This window comes from Rhodococcus sp. JG-3 (assembly GCF_000482405.1).
Taxonomy (GTDB): domain Bacteria; phylum Actinomycetota; class Actinomycetes; order Mycobacteriales; family Mycobacteriaceae; genus Rhodococcoides; species Rhodococcoides fascians.
This window is the reverse complement of the sequence record NZ_KI519398.1, coordinates 4,526,825-4,547,107: the sequence shown is the minus strand read 5'-3', so window position 1 is coordinate 4,547,107 and position 20,283 is coordinate 4,526,825. Positions and strand designations below refer to the sequence as shown.

Genomic DNA, 20,283 nt, shown 5'->3' with positions numbered 1-20,283 from the left:
GATCGACGACGCGGTGGTCGGCCGGGAGTCGGTGGGTACGCCGGACGAGCCGGGGGCGGTTTCCAGCAGACGGGTACTGCCCGTATTGCTGCCCGACCCTGCTCGATCCTTCACGTATTCGCTGTGTGCCATCGATTCACACGGTAGACCCGGCTACCGACAGCAGGATCGGGCGAACATCCCCACCGATGCGGTGGTCAGTCGATGTCCCGGGTACGGGCCAGGAACCACCCGCCACCGGTGAGGATCACGGCCCACAGGGCAAGTCCGAGCGGAGCCCACGGCCACGACGCGAGGTCGCCCGCATCGTCCAATTGTGTCGCTGCCATCGTCGGCAATGTCAGGTTCGACGGCAGCGCGGTTGCCACCGGTCCGAAACCGACTCCGAACAGAATGAGGGACAGCAGTCCTTCACCGAACGGCAGCCAGGCGACGAGCACGATGGCGGCCCAGGTCGGGGATTTGAGCAGCAACCCCAGCCCGGCTCCGATGAGCGACCACAGCACCACGGCGAGCAAGCACGACGCGACGACGCCGATGAAAGCGCCGTCGAGGACGATTGTTCGTTGGCTGAAGATCAGCAGACACACCAGGCTCGCCAGGAGCACGACGAGGCCGTACCCCAGGGCGAACAGGGCGGTGACGATGAGTTTGGCGGCAACGACGCCGTCTCTGCCGCGGGCCGTCAGGAAGCTGGTGGTGATGGTCTTGTGTCGAAACTCGGTTCCGGCGTTGACCGCGCCGAAGATGCCGGCGAACAGGATGGCGGCACCCGCGGCGACGTACAGGCCGATGGAGGCGACACCGCCGGCGATCTGAAGATCTTCCTCGAACTCGCCCAGCTGGTTCGCGATCACCGAGGTGATGACGGACGCGAACACGCCGACAACGATCGGTGCGATCGCCAGCGCCCACCAGAACTTCAGTGTGGTGACCTTGCGGATCTCGGATGTCAACAGCGCGTTCATCGCGAACCCCCGTTCCAGTTCTGCGGTGGTCCGTAGCTCTGTGGCGGCGGTGAGTACCCCTGGTTGTATCCAGGCGGTGGCCCGTATCCAGGCGGTGGTCCGTATCCCGGCGGCGGTCCGTATGCAGTGGGTTGGACGGGTGCTGCGGTGTACTGACCGGCGGTCATGGACAGGAACACCTGCTCGAGGTCGACGTGTTCGCTGGTGGTGCCGAAGACCGCGACCCCAGCGTCGGCCGCGATGCGCGTGACGGTGGCGGCGTCGGCACCCGCGACGCCGATGCGGCCGTCGGGCAGCAGTTGGGTGTCGGTGAGTCCGGTGGACGACAACGCCAGAGCCAGTTTCGCCGGGTCGGACGCGGCGACGAGTACGCGGCTCGGGCGGCTGGATCGCAGCTGAGCGATGGATCCCTGGTACATCAGGGTGCCGGCGCTGACGATGACGAGAGTGTCGACGGTCTGCTCGATCTCGCGCAGGATGTGGCTCGATACCAGGACGGTTCTCCCCGATGCCGCGAACGCTTTGAGGAAGTCTCGAAGCCAGGCGATCCCCTCGGGATCGAGGCCGTTCGCGGGTTCGTCGAGTACGAGGATCTCGGGATCGCCGAGTAGAGCTGTCGCCAACGTCAATCGCTGACGCATGCCGAGAGAGAACCCGCCTGCTGCGCGGTGCGCGGCGTCGCCCAGACCGACGAGGTTCAGGACGTCGAGGGCGCGGCTGTCGGGTACCCCGATCGCCGCGGTATAGATCTTCAGGTGGTGCTCGGCGCTGCGTTTGGGGTGCAGACTCAGCGAGTCGAGAACGGCCCCGACGGTACGGGCCGGGTGGGTCGCCGTACGAAACGGAACGCCGTTGACGAGGCCGACGCCCGAAGTCGGGGCGACGAGGCCGAGCAGCATCCGCAGTGTCGTGGACTTGCCGGAGCCGTTCGGCCCGAGAAATCCGGTGACGGTTCCGCGTGGAACGACGAAGCTCAGGTCCGAGACCGCGCGAACGGTACCGAATTGTTTCGTCAGAGCCTGCGCTTCCAGCGCCGGAGCCGAGTAGCTGGTCATCTGTGCGGTGTCCCCCTGGCCGTCGGTGCACCTCGTGTGCCGGTTGCTTGGCGGCAACCGGTACACGAGGTTACGGGGTGGGACCGACGGGCGGGATGACCCGGTTTCAGCGATGCAACGCCGCAGCGATCTCCCGGTACGTCTCGAGCGGGTCGGCGTCGTCGGGCAGCGAGTGCAGCGTCACGTGCGACGCGCCTGCAGTGAGGTGCTCGTCGAGTCGCGCCGCGATGGCGTCGGCATCGCCGTGTGCGACGAGCGCGTCGATCAGTCGGTCACTGCCGCCGTCGCCGATTTCCTCGTCCGAGTAGCCGAGCCGGTTCAGATTGTTGGTGTAGTTGCGCAGATGCAGGTAGGGATTGTTCACCGGTGGCCGACCGATCGCGCGTGCCTTCTCCGGATCGGTCTCGAGCACCACCTTGTGCTCGGGAGCGAGAATCTTGTTCGGCCCCACTGCTTCTCGGGCTTCACGGGTGTGTTCGGGAGTGGTCAGATAGGGGTGCGCGCCTGCGGTACGGCTCGCGGCCAGCGCGAGCACCTTGGGGCCGAGCGCGGCGAGGACCCGACGCTCCATCGGGACTCCGGCCTCGTCGAGGTCGTCTAGGTAGCTCACCAATGCGTCGTACGGCTTCTGATACTCCTGGGTGGCCTCGGGGTGACCGGCACCGATGCCCAGGACGAACCGTCCGGGGTGCTTGCTCTCGATGCGGTGATACGACGCGGCGACGTCGGCGGCTGCATCGGACCAGATGTTGACGATGCCGGTGGCGACGACGATGGTGTCCGTGGCGTCGAGGATCTCCTCGGTGGTCGTCAGGTCCGCGGGCGGGGATCCGCCGAGCCAGATGGTCCCGTAGCCGAAGGACTCGATGGCGCGGGACAACTCCGGCGTGAACGCCGAGTGCAGTCGCCAGACGCCGTACTTGCCGAGTTCAGGTGTGGAAGTCATGTTCGAAGTCAACGCAGCAGCCTCTCGAAGATTCCGGGCATTCTCATTCGTCCGGTTCGATGATGCGATTTTCCGGGAACCGTGCGGGCGGCGGGCCGAAGGCGTCACGGGCGTTCTTGATGACGCCTTTGCCGACCACTCGGTTGCCCGCGCCGCCGATCGCCGCGCCGATTCCGGCGGGAAGCATCTTGCCGACCAGCAGTGCACTGCGCTTGGCCAGGTATTTGGTGACGAACTTCTTCACCAGCGATTTGTTCATGCTGGCCATCGAGCCGCCCGGGATGCGCGAGGTGACGAGTGGGCCCCAGTTCTTGGCTGTCTTGCCCACTGTTCGTTGAACGATCTGCATGCCCGATTCGCCCAGTGCCACCGAGAGCACCAGCGCGCGTCGCTGCTGGTGATTCTCGACGGGAATGCCGTGCACGGACGCGACCGACAGCGTCAGCAGAGCGGACGACTCGATGAAGAAGGCGGTCTCGGCACCGACGGCGGCGAGCGATGCGACCGTACCGATTCCGGGGACCGCCGCTGCGCCTCCCACTGCCGATCCGCTGCCGGTGACCGCCAGCAGGAATCGCTTCTCGAGCCGTTCGATGATCTGGGCCGGGGTGTCGTACGGGTGTGCTCGACGCACGTGCGCGACATATTTGTCGACGGCGGGCCCCTGTAGGCGGCTGGCGTTGTCCAGGATGTTGACCAGGGCCCGTTCGAGCTTGCCTCCGCTCGAGATCTCGACCTGAGCGTCGTCCTTCTTGCCTGCCATCGATACCTCTTTCGGTTGCGAGCGTCGGTGACGCTGGTCGGGGGAGTTACCCGCGAATTCTTCGTTGCACACGTACGGGGCAATTTAGACTGGTGGCGTGCAGATTCCTGCGAGCGAGGTGGTGTCCGGTGGCGCGCGCCGCGTCGGGGTGCGGGCATGTTCGAGACTCTGTCGAGCGGCATCGCGGCGTCGCCGGTGACGATTCGCGCGGCCGACGAGGAAGGTATGGCGTCGTGACGACACACGTTTGGCCCACTCTGAAGTACGACAACGCACGCGACGCGATCCGATTCATCGTCGACGTGTTGGGATTCGAGGAGCGCGCGGTTCACGGCGAAGGCGACCGCGTCGATCATGCGGAACTGCGCTGGCCCGACGGCGGCGGGGTGATGCTGGGCAGTGTTCGCGACGGGAGTGCCATCGGCGAACTGCCGCCGGGTGTCGGGTCGATCTACATCGTCACCGACGACCCCGACGGCATCCACGATCGCGTCGTCGCGGCGGGCGGCACCGTCACGCAGGGCCTGCGCGAGGAGGAATACGGCAGCCGCGGCTTCACCTGCCGCGACGCCGAGGGGGTCTACTGGAGCTTCGGTACCTACGCCGGGGCATAGCCGTCACTGTTACACCCAGTGCTCGGGCGGGACCAGTTCGTCCGGCTTCGGCGGCTGCGGCGCGGTGCCGTCGCCGAAGGGCGATCCGCCGAGTGATTCACGTCCGTGCGGTTCGAGCCAGCCGGCCAGATCGGGCCCCTTCGGCACGATGCCCGACGGATTGATGTCGGTGTGCACCTCGTAGTAGTGCCGCTTGATGTGATCGAAGTCGACGGTGTCACCGAATCCGGGAGTCTGGAACAGGTCGCGTGCGTAGTTCCACAGCACCGGCATCTCGGTGAGCTTGCTGCGGTTGCACTTGAAGTGGCCGTGGTAGACGGGATCGAAACGGACGAGGGTGGTGAACAGTCGCACGTCGGCCTCGGTGATGTGCTCGCCGACGAGATACCGCCGGGTGGACAGCCGTTCGACGAGCCAGTCGAGGCGAGCGAACAGGCGGTCGTACGCCTTTTCGTATGCCTCTTGCGAGCCGGCGAATCCGCAGCGGTAGACGCCGTTGTTGACGTCCTTGAACACCAGATCGGCCACCTCGTCGATCTCGCCGCGGAGCGCCTCCGGGTACAGATCGGGCGCGCCCTCGCGGTGGTACTGCGTCCACTCGGTGCTGAGGTCGAGGGTGATCTGTGGGTAGTCGTTGGTGACGACCTGGCCGGTGGGAACGTCGACGATCGCCGGCACGGTGATGCCTCGTTCGTAGTCCGGGAACCGTGCGAAGTAGGCGTCCTGCAGCCGAGGGATCTGTAGAACCGAGTCGACGCCGCCCGGCTCCTCCTGGAAGTTCCAGCTGCGCGGGTCGTGGGTCGGACCCGGAATGCCAAGGGACAGAACATCTTCGAGCCCGAGGAGTCGACGCGCGATGATGGATCGATGGGCCCACGGGCAGGCCCGCGCCGCGATCAACCGGTAACGCCCGGGCTCCACCGGATACCCGTCCCGGCCGTCGGCGGTGATGCGCGTCGGGATGTAGTTGGTATCGCGCTTGAATTCCTCGCCCGGCTTCACGTAGGTGGCGTCCTCGGCCATGATCGAACTCCTCACATCGGTCGGTCTCACGAACGCTACCCAGTCCGGACCGGATTCAAGCGCCTAGGTTCGACGCACGGCGGTGTGGCAGGCGCCGATCTCCACGTAGTCGAGCCGGGCGGCAAGGCGTCGAGCGGTCGTGTTCTCCGGTCGCGCTCGCCACTGCGGTATCAGGCCGTCGTCGATGGCATCGTTGGTCGCGAGCCGCCCGACGACCGCGGCGTATCCGTGTCGTCGGTGTTCCGGGTCGGTGAGAACGCGCATGTCGGCCAGGATCATATTTTCTTCCGAGTACCCGGCCGAGGCCAGGGATCGCGCCGAATCCGCGGGTCGGTCGTCTCCGAGCAAAGTGAACCAGTGCCGCGACACCGGCTCGCCGAATGCCTCCGTCACGTCGGCCTCGCTGCAGTGCTCCGCCAGAGCACGGGCGTGCTCTGCGTCGTGGGAGATCAGCGGATCGTGGACGTCGATGGTGTGGCCGATCTCGGATCCGTAGGCCAGCGTGTGGGAGTCGATCTCGTACTGCTCGACGCGATCGCCCAGCAGCGTCGCCAACCACGTCCGACCGGTGTCTGCCTGGCCCTCGATGCCGCGTGCGGCGTCCACGGCCCAGGACGGCCCGACGATCAGAGTGGTCTGCGCCAGTCGGAGTACGACGATGTTCTCGGTGTCGGTCCGATGTTCGACGCGGTCCGCGGTGGTATCGAGGGCACGGTCGTCCAACGACAGCCGTCGGCACCAGGCGAGTCGGACGATGTCGAGTCGGTGGGGATCGAATCGGTCGGCTTCGTAGGCAGGCAATTCCACGGTTCGACAGTAGCGACGGCACTTGAACCGACGGGCTGCGGCAGCTGTGGCGGCATTTCTGTTTCACCGTCCCAAAGCAATCTTTCGAACTTTTTCGCCCCCGGTGTTTCGCTCAGCGCCAATAGATGGCAGACTCGGTTTTGAGATTAGAGCTTCGACGTGAAGATCTAGCTCGCTTACAGAAGGTTTACAGAATGACGCAGGGCAGTGTGAAGTGGTTCAACGGCGAAAAGGGCTTCGGCTTCATCGAGCAGGATGGTGGCGGACCGGACGTTTTCGTTCATTACTCGGAGATTCAGGGTAGCGGCTTCAAGTCGCTCGACGAGGGCCAGCGCGTGGAGTTCGAGGTGGGCCAGGGTCAGAAGGGCCCCCAGGCTACCGGCGTCCGCGCCATCTGATTCAAGCTTCGTAGCCCGATTTCTCCTGGTGGACTGAAACTCTAGACTTTTTCAGCACCAGAAACTCGGTGACAAGGCCGGATACACGGAAGTAATTCCGAGTATCCGGCCTTCGTCTGTTCGGTGAGGGCATCGACCGTGGTCGGTGCCCATTCTGCGTCGAAAGACGCCTTTGTCCCCTGGTGGGCGCATTGTCCGGGTTGCTCCGAGGCTACCGCCGGCCCTATATTCCAGTTGGAATAATTCGTGCGGGATAGGTGACAGGGGGATCGATGCGAGCTGGAACCGTCAATCCGCTGGGCGTCTCGATTCTGGCTCTGCTCTCGGAGGGCCCGATGCATCCCTACGAGATGTATCAATTGCTGCTCTCCCGCAAGGAAGATCGAATCGTCAAGATTCGCCCGGGTTCGCTCTATCACGCGGTCGCACGTCTGCACGAGCAGGAACTGGTCGACGAGGTCGGAACCGACCGGGGTGGCAACCGTCCGGAGCGCACCACCTATCGGATCACCTCGGCCGGACGGCAAGTGCTGACCGATCGGCTGACCGAAATTCTGAGAACCCCGGTGCGTGAATACCCGCAGTTCGTCCTCGGCCTGTCCGAAATGCACAACCTACCCGCATCCGACGCGACCGCCCTGTTGCGGGAGCGAATCGTGGACCTGACCGCGGACATCGACGAACTGTCGGGCTATCAACAGCTCGCAGCAGATCGCCAGATATCCGAAATCTATTGGGCCGGAATCGATTACATTCACCACATGCTGCGCGCAGAAGTGCAGTGGCTGACGCGCTACCTCGATCGGATCGACAGCGGCGAGCTCGACTGGCCGCATCACATCTCCGCACATCACACGAACCCGACTTCGGGGATAGGGAGCGCTACATGAATTCCGTCGAGACTGCCCCGTCGCAGCACGAGATCAGACCGTGGCCGGCGCTGTGGGCACTGTGCTTGGGCTTCTTCATGATCCTGGTGGACACGACGATCGTCGCGGTCGCGCAACCTGCGATCCTCACCGGGCTGAACACCGACATCAACAACGTCATCTGGGTCACCAGCGCGTATCTCCTCGCCTACGCCGTTCCGCTGCTGGTCACGGGCCGATTGGGTGACAAGTTCGGTCCGCGGAATCTGTACATCGCCGGCCTGGTGCTGTTCACTCTCGCGTCCGTGTGGTGTGGGCTGTCGGGATCGATCGACATGCTCATCGCGGCGCGCGCGGTTCAAGGTCTCGGCGCGGCGATGATCACCCCACAGACGATGGCGGTGATTACTCGCGTGTTCCCGGCGGAGAAGCGCGGAACGGCGATGGGGGCATGGGGTGCCGTCGCAGGCGTCGCTACGCTCGTCGGGCCGATTCTCGGCGGTGTGCTGGTCGACTCGCTCGGCTGGGAATGGATCTTCTTCATCAACGTGCCGGTGGGCATTCTCGCAATTGCGTTGGCGCTGAAGTTCGTTCCGGTGCTGCCGACCCACGATCACAAGTTCGATCTGCTGGGCGTTGCGCTCAGCGCTGTCGGACTCTTCTGCATCGTCTTCGGTATCCAGGAAGGTCAGAAGTACGACTGGGGTACCGGCGTGTGGATCCTCATCGGTGTCGGTCTGCTGGTCTTCGCGGGGTTCGTCTACTGGCAGTCCGTGAACACCAGCGAGCCGCTGGTGCCCTTGGCCCTGTTCCGCGACCGCAACTTCTCGCTGTCCAATATCGGTATCGCCGCAATGGGTTTCGCGATGTCCGGCATGATGCTGCCGATCATGTTCTACGCGCAGAGCGTCACCGGTCTGACGCCCACCCGATCGGCACTGCTGTTCGTTCCGATGGCGCTGCTCACCGGACTGCTCGCACCCAATATCGGCAAGCTCGTCGACAAGACGCATCCGCGGTACATCGCCGGATCGGGACTGTTCATCCTCGCCGCGTCGCTGCTGTGGTTCGCCTACGAGATGACGCCCACGACGGCCATCTGGAAGTTGCTGCTCCCCGTCGCTGCAATGGGTGTGGCGAATGCGTTGATCTGGTCTCCGCTGGCAGCGACGGCCACTCGCAATCTTCCGATGAGCCAGGCGGGTGCCGGTTCGGGAATTTACAACACCACCCGCATGATCGGCTCGGTTCTCGGTAGCGCGGGCATCGGCGCGCTCATCCAATCGCGCTTGGCCGCCGAACTACCTACCGGTGGATCGGCTTCGGGGGCAAACGAATTCGCCGGCCGAGTGCCCGAGATGCTGCGTGACGGCTTCACCACCGCCATGGCGCAGTCGCTGATTCTGCCCGCCGTCGTGCTCCTGGTCGGCATGGTCGCGGTCTGTTTCTACGCCCGGCCTGCGTTCGAGAAACCCATGTGAGTGGAACCTCGACCCCTGCTACGAAGTTCCACTCACATGCGGCGAAGCCGCTCTACAGCCCCAGATCCCGGCCGATCAGTTCCTTCATGATTTCGTTCGATCCGGCCCAGATCTTGGTCACGCGAGCGTCTTTCCACGCGCGGGCGGCGCGGTATTCGTTCATGAATCCGTAGCCGCCGTGCAGCTGGACGCAGTGGTCGAGAATTTCGTTCTGCACCTGCGAGCTCCACCATTTGGCCTTGGCTGCGTCGATGGCCGTCAGCTCGCCCTGGCCGTGGGCGACGATGCAGTTGTCGATGTATGCCTGCGCCACATCGAGTTTGGTGACGAGCTCGGCGAGCAGGAACTTGTTCCACTGCAGCGAGCCGATCTGCTGACCGAATGCCTTGCGGTCCTTGGCGTACTGCAGCGTCTCTTCGAGAATGGGCCGTACGTGTCCGAGGTTGGCCACCGAGCAGCTGATGCGTTCCTGGGGGAGCAGCTGCATCATGTGGATGAAGCCGCCGTCGAATTCGCCGATCATGTTGGCGCTGGGTACTCGCACGTTCTCGAAGAACAGTTCCGCGGTGTCGGATTCGGGCTGGCCGACCTTGTCGAGTTTGCGGCCGCGGGTGAATCCTTCGGTTCCGTTCTCGACGGCGAACAGCGTGATGCCCTTCGCCTTCTTCTCGGGCGTGGTGCGCGTGGCGACGATGACGAGGTCGGCGGAATTACCGTTGGTGATGAACGTCTTCGAGCCGTTGATGATGAAGTCGTCGCCGTCCTTGACGGCGGTGGTCTTCAGCGCGGCGAGGTCCGAGCCGCCGGAGGGCTCCGTCATGGCGATGGCGGTGAGGATCTCGCCGCTGCAGAACCCGGGCAGCCAGCGCTTCTTCTGCTCTTCGGTGGTGAGCTTGACGAGGTAGGGCGCGACGATGTCGACGTGGATACCGAAGCACGACGCCACCGCGGCACTCGAGCGGGCGAGTTCCTCACCGAGGACGGCGTTGAATCGGTAGTCCTCGGCTCCGCTGCCGCCGTATTCCTCGGGCACTTCGAGGCCGAGGAAACCGTTGCGTCCTGCTTCGAGCCAGATCTCGCGGTCGATGTATCGCTGTTCGACCAGCTTTTCCTCGACCGGTGTGATCGTCCTGGTGACGAACTCGCGTACCGATGCGCGGAAGTCGTCGTGGTCGGACTCGAACAGGCTGCGCTTCACTTACTTGTTCCTCTCGGTAACGGCTGATACGCGCACAATACTCGTCGGTAACTACGCCCCGGAACGCGTATGGCACTATGCGAGGCATGGCTGACGCACCTACCTCGCTCGTCCGATCGACCACTGCGGCCGGCGCCGAGGTCGCTGTCCTGACGTTCGATCACGGCCCCCTCAATCTGTTCGATCAGGCCATGTTCGACGCGGTGGCCGCGAACGTTGCCGATTTGGCCGCGAACCCGCCACGTGCGCTTCTGCTGCGTGCCGAGGGCAAGGTCAACTCGGCGGGCGTCGACGTGCACGTGTTCGAGGGATTGTCCGCGGCCGAGGGTGCCGATCTGTGGCGTGGGTTGTTCGCCGGCATCATTCACCCGCTCGAGGCGTTGCCGTGTCCGGTGATCTACGCCGCGCACGGTTTGACGCTGACCGCGGCGTTCGAGATCTCGCTGGCCTGCGACATCGTTCTGGCCGGACCCAAGGCGAAGTTCGGTCTGGTCGAGACCGTCGTCGGGTTGACGCCGTCGATGGGCGGACCGCAGCGTCTGGCCGAGCGGGCCGGGTCGGGTCGGGCACGTGAATTCGTCATGACCGGTGATCTGTACGACGCCCAGACGTTGAAGGAGTGGGGCGTGGTCAACCAGATCCACGACGACGTCGATGCCGCGGCGCTCGCGTTGACACACCGACTGGCCGACGGCCCTACCGTCGCCCATGCGGCCACGAAACAGATTGTGGCGGCGTGGCGTTCGGGCGGTGTGGCGCACGCGGACGACATCACGTCGGAGGTGTCGGGCGCATTGTTCGAGACCGATGATCTGCGCGGTGCGGTGACGAGCTTCCTCGAGGTCGGCCCTGGTAAGGCGACGTACACCGGCAAGTAGAATCGTATGAGTGAGTAATGATCAACTGGCCGAACTGCACCTGCACATCGAAGGGTCGCTCGAACCGCCGCTGATCTTCGATCTCGCCGAGCGCAACGCAATCACGCTGCCGTACAACGATATCGACGAACTGCAGGCGAAGTACGAGTTCACCGACCTGCAGTCCTTCCTCGATCTGTACTACGCGAACATGGCCGTGTTGCGCACGGCCGAGGACTTCGCCGATCTGGCGCGCGCGTACTTCCGCCGCACCGCGCAGGCCGGGGTGACGCATGCGGAGATCTTCTTCGATCCGCAGGCGCACACCGAGCGCGGTGTACCGCTCCAGGCTGTCGTCGAGGGATTGGCAGACGCGTGCGCGACCAGCGAGCGCGAATTCGGCGTGACCAGCGGGTTGATCGCGTCGATCCTGCGAGACAAGCCGGTGCTGCACGCCAACCAATTGCTCGACGATCTGTTGGCGATGAAGGCTCCGATCATCGGCCTCGGTCTCGACTCCGCCGAGGTCGGCTACCCGCCGTCGCTGTTCGTCGACGTGTTCGCCAAGGCGCGCGCCGAGGGCCTGCACGTGGTCGCCCACGCCGGTGAGGAAGGCCCGCCCGACTACATCTGGCAGGCACTGGATCTGCTGAAGGTCGAGCGCATCGATCACGGCGTGCGATGCCTGGAAGACGAGGCGCTGGTGAATCGACTTGTCGAGGAACAGATTCCGCTCACCGTCTGCCCGTTGTCCAACGTGCGGCTCAAGGTGATCGACGACGTCGCGCAGTTGCCGCTACGGCAGATGCTCGACCGCGGTCTGTCGGTGTCGATCAATTCCGACGACCCCGCTTATTTCGGCGGTTACGTCGACGACAATTTCACCGCCCTCGAAGCCGGCATGGGCCTCACCGCGGACGAACGGAAGCAGTTGGCGGAGAACTCGGTTCGCGCCAGCTTCGCGAGTTCCTGAATCAGTTCGCCGTCACCGAGATTTTCGGGTAGCCGGTTGCTCCGTCGGGGACGGTGTCTGCAGTCTTGTTGGTCTGCAGCTCCCCGGCGGAGTTGGTGGCCCGGGCGCGGATCGCGTGCTGGCCCGCCGGCAGGTCGAGCTCGATCATCCACTGCCGCCACGTGTCCTTGGAGTACTCCTCCGACAGGGTTGCCGGCACCCAATTGCCCTCGTCCACTTGCACTTCCACGGCCTCGATGCCGGTGTGCTGATCCCAGGCGACGCCCGCGAACACGGTCTTACCTGCGGATACGGAGCTGCCCGATCGCGGAGTGTCGATGCGTGCAGCGGTCTTGATCGGACCGAGTGCGCCCCAGCCGCGGTCGGTCCAGTACGCCGTCACCTTGTCGAATCGGGTGATCTCGATGTCGGTGACCCACTTGGTGGCCGAGACGTATCCGTACAGTCCGGGCACGACCAGTCGCGCCGGGTAACCGTGCTCGACGGGTAGCGGCGCGCCGTTCATTCCGACGGCCAACAGCGCGTCCCGACCGTCGAGCAGCACGTCGAGGGGAGTGCCCGCGGTGAAGGCATCGCTGCTGGACGACAGGGCCATGTCTGCGTCGGGGGAGATGCCCGCTTCTTCGAGGATGTCCTTCAGCGGGTAGCCGATCCACGTTGCGTTGCCGACGAGGTCGCCGCCGACGAGGTTGGACACGCAAGTCAACGTGACTGTCTTCTCCACTGCCTGACGCTGCGCCAGATCGGCGAACGTCAACTCGATCTCACGATCCACCATCCCGTGGATCCGCAGCGACCACGTATCGGACGCCACGCGTGGCACGACCAGCGCGGTGTCGATGCGGTAGAAGTCCTCGTTCGGGGTGATGTACGACGCGAGGCCGTCGATCTTCAGGTCCGCCCCCGCCGGTATCGGCGTTTGCGGCGTCGGGGTCGGGAGCATGAAGCCGAGTCGATCGGCGGTGACCGCTCGCGCCGAGGTGAGCATTCGTCCGGCCGTCCCTGCGACGACTCCGAGTACTGCGGCACCGGCGGCGAGGGTCAGAAAACTGCGTCGGTTCATTCCGTCGGTCGCCGGGGTGGCGGATCCGATGAGGGCGTGCAGCACGACGATGCCGACGATGACGCCGCCGACGGTCGGGACTGCGTAGAACACCGTCGCGTCGGGTCGGGTCACCGCGGCGAGGACGCCGATTACGCCCAGGGCGGCGAACACCGCGGCCCCGATCGGTTTGCGAGCGATTCCTGCCGCGGCGGCGATAGCACCGATGACCACGGCCATGCCGATGAACAGGGCGAGCTTGTCGGAGGTGCCGAACGTGTCGATGGCCCATTCACGGACCGGTGCCGGACTGTTGTCGACCGCCGAGGATCCGACGGCGGTCAGTGGTGACGAGTTCGGTCCGATGGGGACGGCGATCAATTCGCCGACGCCGAGGACGACTCCGGCGGCGATGATGCCGGACAGCGCGCGTTTTCCTGTGCTCACCGAGTCCAATGTAAGCGAACTCGTCGTGCGCGGTATTTCGTAGCAGGGTACGAGATACCGCTCACGACAGCAGGTGGTCCAGATAGTCGTTGCGGAACAGCTGCGTCGGGTCCAGTGAATCTCGGATGCGCAGGAAGTCGTCGAAGTGTTCGTAGGAATCACGCAGTTCGGCGCTGCCGAGAGAGTGCAGTTTGCCCCAGTGCGGTCGACCTCCGACGCTGCGGCAGATGGCTTCGACAGCGTCGAAGTACTCGCGGTGATCACGCCGGTGGTACTGGTGCACGGCGATGTACGCCGTCGGACGCCCGGATGCCGTGGACAGCCAGATGTCGTCGGCGGCCGCGAACCGCACCTCGACGGGGAACGCGATGGAGATCGCCGAACGCTCGAGCCAGCGATCCACCTCGCGCAGCACCCAGGCGATCTCGGAGACGGGCACGGCGTATTCCATCTCGACGAACTTGACCGTCCGCGACGACGCGAACACCCGGTACGAGCGGTCGGTGTACTCGCGAGCCGACAGTGCTCGGGCCGAGACCGCGTTCACCCTGGGAATCAACGCAGGCACTCGCGTCACCACTCGGTTGAGGCCCTCGAAGACCGTGTTGGACAGCAGTTCGTCGTCGAGATACGAGCGCACCTTGCCCAGCGGACGCAGATCGGTGTCACCGGGCAGGCGGGTGTTGCGTTTGGTGAGCACACGATCGGTGTGCGGAAACCAATAGAACTCGAAATGGTCGACGCCGGCGACGGTGGCATCGAGGTCGCGCAGCGTCGCCGTCAGCGTCGACGGCGTCTCGACGGCCTGCAGCGCGAACGCCGCGACGCAGTTCAACGTCACACGCGTGATGACGCCGAGAGCGCCGAGACCGATGCGGGCCGCGCCGAACAGTTCTGTGTTCTCGTCTCGGGAGCACTGCACCGACTGTCCGTCTGCGGTCATCAGCTCCAGCGCGTGCACCTGGGTGGCGATGCCGCCGAATCCGGCACCGGTTCCGTGAGTGCCCGTCGAGATGGCCCCGGCGACGGACTGCTCGTCGATGTCGCCCAGATTGGTCATCGCCAGACCGAGCTCCCACAACCGCGCCGACAACTCCCGGAGTCGAGTGCCGGCCAGCACCGTCACCTGGGCAGATCCGTCGTCGGCGCGTTCGACGGATTCGATACCGCTCAGCGCATCCAAGGCGATCTGAATACCGTCGGTGACGGCAATGGGTGTGAAGGAATGCCCTGCCCCGACGCAGCGCACCGGCAGAGAGCGTTCGGCGGCATCGCGCAGAATCGCACGCAGCTCCTCGACCGACGAGGGCTCGGCTCGACGCGCCGGGAATGCATGTTGATTGCCCGCCCAGTTCTGCCACGACCGCTCGATCATCGAATCACTATCTCGCAGCGCGCTCCCCTGGGGCAATCCAAGGCACAGATGTCGACCGCGACCTAGTATCGGGTCATGCAATCGAGGCTGCCCGCCGACGTGCGCCGCGCACAACTGGTGCAGTCGGCAATCGACGTCGCCGAGCGGGTCGGTATCGAGTCGCTCACCGTTCGGGCGCTGTCGGAATATGCCGACGTCACCAAAGGCATCGTGCAATACCACTTCGAGACCAAGCAGGATCTGGTGATCGCGATGGGCGAGCACCTCATCGTCGACGTCACCGAGATACTGCACGCCGCGTTGGACAGCGCGGTCGGAACACACGAACTACCCGGTGTTCGGGGTTTGCGCGAGCTGGTGCACAGCGGGCTGAGCGCGGTGTGGCTGCTGATCGAGAAATCGCATGGTCGGCAGCTGTTGGCGTACGAGATCAAGACGTATCTGTTGCGGCATCGCGCACTGGGTTCGGCCACGGCCGCCGAGATCGCCAGCGGGCAGTATCGAATCCGGGATTCCGAGGCGCAGCTGTTCTTCGAGAATTGTTCCGACCACACCGGCACGCGGTGGCTCGAACCAGTGGAGTCGATCGCCCGCTTCGGGATGGCGACTCTCGACGGTTTGGTCCTGCGGTGGTTGGTCGACGGCGACGATCTCGAAGTGTTGGCCCAGATCGACGACCTGTCCGGGCTGATCGCCGCGAAGGCAGAAGATCGCTGAGTGGAAAACCGCTCGACGGGACTTCTCGGCTGCGGAGTGTTTGACTGTGTCGGCCCGGCAACGACGACGAAGGAATGTGCCGAATGAGTTCGATCGCCGGTGACACCACCACCGCTACGACCCCGCTGTCCCGCATTGTCGCAGCCACCGAGGGTCTCGAATCTCCTTCGGCAGCAGTCGATCTGACAGCTCTCGATGCCAATGCTGCAGCACTGCGCGCACGCGCGAACGGTGTACCGATCAGGATCGCCAGCAAGTCGGTGCGGTGCCGAGCCGTGTTGAATCGGGTCCTCGCGGCGCAGGGTGTATCCGGAGTGATGGCCTATTCGCTGCGCGAAGCGATCTGGTTGGCGCAGTCCGGCGTCGACGACATTCTGATGGGGTACCCGACGGTCGATCGAACAGCGCTCGCCGAGGTGGTCAACGACCGCGTGCTGTCGGGACGCATCACGTTGATGGTCGACGACGTCGCGCAACTGGACCTCGTCCGAGACGCCGCTCGGAGCGACCTGCTCAAGCCCCGCATCTGTATCGACGTGGACGCATCGTTGCGGGTGGGGCCGCTGCACATCGGGGTCAGGCGCTCTCCGCTTCGGGATCCCGAGCAGGTAGCGCAGTTCGCCCGTCAGGCTCGCTCGCGGGGGTTCCGGGTGGTGGGGTTGATGTTCTACGAGGCGCAGATCGCCGGTGTTCCCGACGCCAACATCGCAGTCGAGCTGATGAAGTCGCTGTCGTCTCGCGAGATCGGTGCGCGGAGAACAGCAGTGGTGGACGCCGTGACCGCGGCGATCGGGCCGCTCGAGATCGTCAACAGCGGTGGTACCGGGTCGATCGATTTCTCTGCCGCGGATCCGGCCGTCACCGAGGTCACCGCGGGCTCCGGTCTGTTCGCGCCGACCCTGTTCGATCGGTATCGCGCGTTCTCGGCAGAACCCTCGCTGTTCTTCGCACTGCCGGTGGTGCGCAAGCCGACTCCGCGGATCGCCACCGCGTTCGGCGGCGGCTACATCGCGTCGGGCCCGGCATCCTGGTCGCGGTCACCCCGACCTGTCGGCTGGTCCAGAAGGGCAGCGGGCGTTGTCACGTCGGGCCTGAAACTGCTGCGCAACGAGGGCGCGGGGGAGGTGCAGACCCCGGTGAGCGGGGCCGAGGAGGTACGCATCGGCGATCGAATCTGGTTCCGCCACGCCAAGGCCGGGGAGTTGTGCGAGCGGTTCGACACTCTGGCTCTGGTGCATTCCGACGGATCGGTCGACGCCGTTCCCACCTACCGCGGCGAGGGTATGGCGTTCGGCTGACGTGCGTTCTCGCACAGCCGCATGAACGTGCCGAGCGTGACGAGTCCGTCCGGGGTCGACGGCAGATAACGGGTCAGCGCGCGCGAGCGCACCAGGATCGCGGCCCACTGGCCGCGGGAGATGGCGACGTTGAGTCTGTTGCGCGACAACAGGAATCCCATTCCGCGGGGCACGTCCTCGATGGCCGACGCTGCCATGGAGATGAGGACCACCGGTGCCTGACGGCCCTGGAATTTGTCGACGGTCCCCACCGACACCTCGTCGAGCCCGGCGGCTGCGAGTTGCGCGACGATGACGGCGACCTGTGCGTTGTAGGCCGCGACCACCAGAAAGTCGGACTGCTGCATCGGGCGCGGGTCGCTGCCGTGTGCGGGGTCCACCCACGGCCGACCGAGCAACGACCGCACGCGCGTGACGATCTCGTCGGCTTCCTCGATCGAGTCGGTGGAATTGCCGTGGTGGTCCAGAAGGACGACGTGCAGGCCCGGTTCCAGACCCGACAGCGAACGTGACTGTGTCACATCCTTGTTCGATTCGAGCTTGCCCTCGTACGACAGCATCGACACCGGCGCGCACAGATCCGGATGCATCCGCCACGTCGTCGCCAGGAAGTAGCCGCGGTCGGCGGGCAGGGTGGCGTGCCCGGTCGTCAGCCATCCCAGGGCCGATTCGTCGACGGGCTCGGGGTGGGTGCCCTGACTGACCTGGGGGAGCTGCGCCGGGTCGCCGAGAAGCAGCAGATTGCGCGCCGATACCGAGACCGCGATGGTGTTGGCGAGGGAGAACTGACCGGCCTCGTCGACGACGAGTAGATCGAGGGAGCCGGGTGGAATTCGGCCGGGGTTGGAGAAATCCCAAGCAGTGCCGCCGATGACGCAGCCCTCGTCGGCCTCGGTGACGAAGTGCGAGTATCCGGCGATGTCCACGACGGTGTGCGCGGTCGGGGCCTTCTTGCCCACCTTCGAGGCGTCGACCCCGGCCCCGACGATGGTGTCGAGCAGGTTGTTCACCACGTGATGCGACTGGCCGACCACCCCGATCCGCCAATGATGTGTGTTCACCAGGTGTTCGATGACGCGCGCCGCCGTGTAGGTCTTCCCGGTGCCGGGCGGGCCCTGCACCGCGACGTACGAATTGTCGAGATCGAGCAGCGCGGCCGTGATCGCATGTGCGTAGTCGTTGTCGTGGACCACGGGAAGGCCGGCGCCGGAACGAGTTCGGGGCGTCGAGCGCGTCAGCAGATCGGCGACAGCCGTACGTGGTAGTTCCGGCAACCCGCCGAGAACCTCGGTCGCGACGGAGACGATCGCCTGCTCGAGATGCTTGGTGTTCGGCGGCGGCTCGGGCGCGGTGGCAACCGGGAAATCGGTGTACTCCTCCACGCCCTTGCGTAGATTCTCTTGTACGACAACCACATCCAGGGTTCCCTCGTACCCGGTCTGCACGATCTCGACCGATGTGGTGGCCCGATGCGTCGGTTGCTGCTTCGTCAACCCCTCCGGCGCCGGGTTCTCGTACAGCAGCTTCACCTTCGAGCCGGACAGCACGCCGTTGCTCAGGTGCCCGACCAGTTTGACCTGACGACGCAGCACCCGTTGTCCGGGTGCAGTTTTCATCCAGTCGTGCACCAGCTCGGCGCGCTCGACCTTCAATACGTCTGCGGCGTCGGCCCATTCGTCGAGCGGATGGGTGAGACGGTCGTAGTGGCCCCACCAGAACGGCTTGTTCTCTCGTCGGTGATACCCGATGGCACCGGAGAACAATCCGAGCGCGTGCTGCGTCGGCGTGCGATCCCACGGCAGTCCGGCGTGCTCGGCCAGTTCGAGTTCGAGTGGGGTCGCGGTGCGGTCGACGACGTCCTCGAGGTCCAGCTGCTGCGGGGACCGCGGTGCCACCCCGGCGTCCGATGCCCGATCGAGCAGCCAATCACGCAGTCGCAGTGTCGATTCGCAGTCGGTGCGGTTGTACTCGGCAATGTCGGCGAGCAGAGTTGCCGCCTCGGCGTCCTTGCCTCGATCGCGCAGTTCGCACCAGTGCGCGTATTCGACGATCGACGCCGCCGCGTCGGTGACGTCTCCGTCACGGGCCGCGGGCATGTACAGCGGTTCGAGTTTCTTGATGCTGTACGAGCGGGCGCCGATGCGAACAGCCGACCGCACGACGGGATAGAGATCCACGAGAACGTTCTCCCGCAGCAGATCGTCGACGGCGTCCTCGCCCACTCCGTACCGGCCGGCCAGCCGCAGCAGGGCCGTCTTCTCGTACGGCGCATAGTGGTACACGTGCATTTTCGGATATTCGACTCGGCGGGCGGCGACGTAGTCGAGGAAATCGATGAGCGCACGACGTTCCTGCGCACGGTCGTGTGCCCAGAACGGCAGGAAGTCGCCGTCCGCGGTGTAGACGCCGAACAGGTACTCGAGACCCCAGTCGGACGAACCGGATTCCGCGTACAGCGGATCTCCCTCGAAGTCGAAGAAGATGTCCCCGTCGTCGGGCTCGGGAATCACCCCCAGTGCCTCGGCGTCGAAGATCTCGAATTCGGCTGCCCCGCTGCGCTCTTGGCGTACCTGTAGGGCCGCCTGCGCGCGCAGGTTCTCCAGTGTGCGGGAGGACATGCCGTCCACCGGGGTACTCGACTCGGCGAGCTCGTCGATCGACGAGATCCCTGCGTCCAGTAGGCGGTCCCTGGTGCTGCCGCGCATACCGGCGACGAGCACCAGATCGCGATGCAGCTCCACCTCGGCGGTGCAGGCATCGCACTGCCCGCATCCCGAATACCGCGGATCGAACCACTCGACGACGGTGCCCTCGGCGTGATGCTCGTCGAGAATGTGCTGCAGGTGTGCCCGCGACTGCCGGTAGACCGGGAGAATATCGGCCAGCGCGTGCGCGGAGTCGCTGCCGTCGCCGAGCATCAGATGGACCTGCTCGCTCGGAGTGATACCCCCGGCCTGCAGGGCGTCGGCGTACGCGGCCAATTGCAGCAGCGCCGGCACCTTCGCGTGTCTCGACAGTTTCGTGTCGTAGACGGTGTAACGAGAACCGTCGGCAACCAAGAAGTCGCAGAAACCGAGAAATCGTCCGTCGAAGAAGGTGGCCTGATAGAGCACCGGCGTGCGTGAGGTCAGGGCGGTGAAGGTCGCCCACGCCGCGTCCGCCAGTTCCTGTGCGGTGCGGCCCGGTCGGTCCATGGTCAGGACGCCACCGGGAAAACGCTGCTCGAACGCCTCGAGTTGGCGTCGTTCGTGCTCGAATCCGAGTGTGGAGGTGCGGTCCAGCATCGGGTCGGCTGCGACGCTCTGCCGGGGGATCAGGCCGGTGACAGCGTCCAGTCTTCGGAGCAGTCCGAATTCGCAGGATGCGGCCGCGGCGAGGTCGCTGGCGCTGTAGACGACCTGATCGCCGAGGAGGAACACAAGCGTCCACCCTAGCGACCCGCGACAGCGGCA

At 65.1% G+C, this 20,283-nt stretch carries 18 protein-coding genes; 8 read left to right on the top strand and 10 right to left on the bottom strand.

Annotated features, from left to right (window positions below; all coding sequences use genetic code 11):
* Nucleotides 1-197: 197 nt before the first annotated feature.
* The 4 genes from K414_RS0122690 to K414_RS0122675 all read right to left on the bottom strand — a co-directional run bounded on the left by K414_RS0122690 (nt 198) and on the right by K414_RS0122675 (nt 3,732).
* The gene (locus K414_RS0122690; RefSeq protein WP_027498016.1) at nt 198-968 is read right to left on the bottom strand and encodes an ABC transporter permease; all 771 of its coding nucleotides are present in this window, start codon (nt 966-968) and stop codon (nt 198-200) included.
* On the bottom strand, nt 965-2,023 hold the full coding sequence (locus tag K414_RS0122685; RefSeq protein WP_027498015.1) for an ATP-binding cassette domain-containing protein: 1,059 nt from the start codon (nt 2,021-2,023) through the stop codon (nt 965-967). Before K414_RS0122685 ends, K414_RS0122690 begins: the two co-directional genes overlap by 4 nt.
* Nucleotides 2,024-2,129: 106 nt before the next feature.
* Nucleotides 2,130-2,969: an LLM class F420-dependent oxidoreductase gene (locus K414_RS0122680; protein ID WP_027498014.1), complete on the bottom strand. Its 840-nt coding sequence runs from the start codon at nt 2,967-2,969 to the stop codon at nt 2,130-2,132.
* Nucleotides 2,970-3,012: 43 nt separating this feature from the next.
* Nucleotides 3,013-3,732: a hypothetical protein gene (locus K414_RS0122675; RefSeq protein WP_037219502.1), complete on the bottom strand. Its 720-nt coding sequence runs from the start codon at nt 3,730-3,732 to the stop codon at nt 3,013-3,015.
* Nucleotides 3,733-3,965: 233 nt separating this feature from the next.
* Here K414_RS0122675 and K414_RS0122665 point away from each other — a divergent pair, with 233 nt between their 5' ends.
* The gene (locus tag K414_RS0122665; protein WP_027498012.1) at nt 3,966-4,346 is read left to right on the top strand and encodes a VOC family protein; all 381 of its coding nucleotides are present in this window, start codon (nt 3,966-3,968) and stop codon (nt 4,344-4,346) included.
* A gap of 9 nt (nt 4,347-4,355) precedes the next feature.
* Here K414_RS0122665 and K414_RS0122660 read toward each other — a convergent pair whose 3' ends face one another.
* Both K414_RS0122660 and K414_RS0122655 read right to left on the bottom strand, forming a co-directional pair.
* On the bottom strand, nt 4,356-5,369 hold the full coding sequence (locus K414_RS0122660) for a glutathione S-transferase C-terminal domain-containing protein (protein WP_027498011.1): 1,014 nt from the start codon (nt 5,367-5,369) through the stop codon (nt 4,356-4,358).
* 63 nt (nt 5,370-5,432) lie between these two features.
* The gene (locus tag K414_RS0122655; protein WP_027498010.1) at nt 5,433-6,176 is read right to left on the bottom strand and encodes a GNAT family N-acetyltransferase; all 744 of its coding nucleotides are present in this window, start codon (nt 6,174-6,176) and stop codon (nt 5,433-5,435) included.
* 194 nt (nt 6,177-6,370) lie between these two features.
* On the opposite strand from K414_RS0122655, the gene K414_RS0122650 reads away from it, so the two are divergent.
* The 3 genes from K414_RS0122650 (at nt 6,371) to K414_RS0122640 (ending at nt 8,924) form a co-directional block, all read left to right on the top strand.
* On the top strand, nt 6,371-6,574 hold the full coding sequence (locus K414_RS0122650) for a cold-shock protein (protein WP_008714360.1): 204 nt from the start codon (nt 6,371-6,373) through the stop codon (nt 6,572-6,574).
* A gap of 272 nt (nt 6,575-6,846) precedes the next feature.
* Nucleotides 6,847-7,464: a PadR family transcriptional regulator gene (locus K414_RS27745; protein ID WP_051365245.1), complete on the top strand. Its 618-nt coding sequence runs from the start codon at nt 6,847-6,849 to the stop codon at nt 7,462-7,464.
* Nucleotides 7,461-8,924: a DHA2 family efflux MFS transporter permease subunit gene (locus K414_RS0122640; RefSeq protein WP_027498009.1), complete on the top strand. Its 1,464-nt coding sequence runs from the start codon at nt 7,461-7,463 to the stop codon at nt 8,922-8,924. The genes K414_RS27745 and K414_RS0122640 overlap by 4 nt, the downstream gene beginning before the upstream one ends.
* 52 nt (nt 8,925-8,976) lie before the next feature.
* On the opposite strand, the gene K414_RS0122635 is transcribed toward K414_RS0122640, so the two are convergent.
* On the bottom strand, nt 8,977-10,122 hold the full coding sequence (locus K414_RS0122635; RefSeq protein WP_027498008.1) for an acyl-CoA dehydrogenase family protein: 1,146 nt from the start codon (nt 10,120-10,122) through the stop codon (nt 8,977-8,979).
* A gap of 86 nt (nt 10,123-10,208) precedes the next feature.
* Between K414_RS0122635 and K414_RS0122630 the strand changes: the two genes are divergently transcribed.
* Together K414_RS0122630 and K414_RS0122625 are read left to right on the top strand one after the other, a co-directional pair.
* Entirely contained in the window at nt 10,209-11,000 is a 792-nt protein-coding gene (locus K414_RS0122630) for an enoyl-CoA hydratase/isomerase family protein (RefSeq protein ID WP_027498007.1), read from the top strand.
* Nucleotides 11,001-11,010: 10 nt separating this feature from the next.
* A complete protein-coding gene (locus K414_RS0122625) occupies nt 11,011-11,952 on the top strand; it encodes an adenosine deaminase (protein WP_027498006.1) in 942 nt (313 codons plus the stop codon).
* A 1-nt stretch (nt 11,953) separates the two neighbouring features.
* On the opposite strand, the gene K414_RS0122620 is transcribed toward K414_RS0122625, so the two are convergent.
* Together K414_RS0122620 and K414_RS0122615 are read right to left on the bottom strand one after the other, a co-directional pair.
* Nucleotides 11,954-13,441: a molybdopterin-dependent oxidoreductase gene (locus K414_RS0122620; protein WP_037220487.1), complete on the bottom strand. Its 1,488-nt coding sequence runs from the start codon at nt 13,439-13,441 to the stop codon at nt 11,954-11,956.
* A gap of 61 nt (nt 13,442-13,502) precedes the next feature.
* Entirely contained in the window at nt 13,503-14,816 is a 1,314-nt protein-coding gene (locus K414_RS0122615; protein ID WP_027498004.1) for a D-arabinono-1,4-lactone oxidase, read from the bottom strand.
* 75 nt (nt 14,817-14,891) lie between these two features.
* Here K414_RS0122615 and K414_RS0122610 point away from each other — a divergent pair, with 75 nt between their 5' ends.
* The gene (locus K414_RS0122610; RefSeq protein ID WP_027498003.1) at nt 14,892-15,533 is read left to right on the top strand and encodes a helix-turn-helix domain-containing protein; all 642 of its coding nucleotides are present in this window, start codon (nt 14,892-14,894) and stop codon (nt 15,531-15,533) included.
* An 83-nt stretch (nt 15,534-15,616) separates the two neighbouring features.
* Entirely contained in the window at nt 15,617-16,831 is a 1,215-nt protein-coding gene (locus K414_RS0122605; protein ID WP_051365244.1) for an alanine racemase, read from the top strand.
* Here K414_RS0122605 and K414_RS0122600 read toward each other — a convergent pair.
* Nucleotides 16,801-20,250 carry a bifunctional RecB family nuclease/DEAD/DEAH box helicase gene (locus tag K414_RS0122600; protein ID WP_027498001.1) on the bottom strand — a complete coding sequence of 1,150 codons (3,450 nt, stop codon included), beginning with the start codon at nt 20,248-20,250 and terminating at the stop codon, nt 16,801-16,803. The two genes, K414_RS0122605 and K414_RS0122600, sit on opposite strands and share 31 nt — an antisense overlap.
* Nucleotides 20,251-20,283 lie beyond the last annotated feature (33 nt).

Coding starts and splice junctions, on each gene's coding strand:
- K414_RS0122690 (WP_027498016.1), bottom strand. CDS start 968: ATGAACGCGCTGTTGACATCCGAGATCCGCAAGGTCACCACACTGAAG.
- K414_RS0122685 (WP_027498015.1), bottom strand. CDS start 2,023: ATGACCAGCTACTCGGCTCCGGCGCTGGAAGCGCAGGCTCTGACGAAA.
- K414_RS0122680 (WP_027498014.1), bottom strand. CDS start 2,969: ATGACTTCCACACCTGAACTCGGCAAGTACGGCGTCTGGCGACTGCAC.
- K414_RS0122675 (WP_037219502.1), bottom strand. CDS start 3,732: ATGGCAGGCAAGAAGGACGACGCTCAGGTCGAGATCTCGAGCGGAGGC.
- K414_RS0122660 (WP_027498011.1), bottom strand. CDS start 5,369: ATGGCCGAGGACGCCACCTACGTGAAGCCGGGCGAGGAATTCAAGCGC.
- K414_RS0122650 (WP_008714360.1), top strand. CDS start 6,371: ATGACGCAGGGCAGTGTGAAGTGGTTCAACGGCGAAAAGGGCTTCGGC.
- K414_RS27745 (WP_051365245.1), top strand. CDS start 6,847: ATGCGAGCTGGAACCGTCAATCCGCTGGGCGTCTCGATTCTGGCTCTG.
- K414_RS0122640 (WP_027498009.1), top strand. CDS start 7,461: ATGAATTCCGTCGAGACTGCCCCGTCGCAGCACGAGATCAGACCGTGG.
- K414_RS0122630 (WP_027498007.1), top strand. CDS start 10,209: ATGGCTGACGCACCTACCTCGCTCGTCCGATCGACCACTGCGGCCGGC.
- K414_RS0122615 (WP_027498004.1), bottom strand. CDS start 14,816: ATGATCGAGCGGTCGTGGCAGAACTGGGCGGGCAATCAACATGCATTC.
- K414_RS0122610 (WP_027498003.1), top strand. CDS start 14,892: ATGCAATCGAGGCTGCCCGCCGACGTGCGCCGCGCACAACTGGTGCAG.
- K414_RS0122605 (WP_051365244.1), top strand. CDS start 15,617: ATGAGTTCGATCGCCGGTGACACCACCACCGCTACGACCCCGCTGTCC.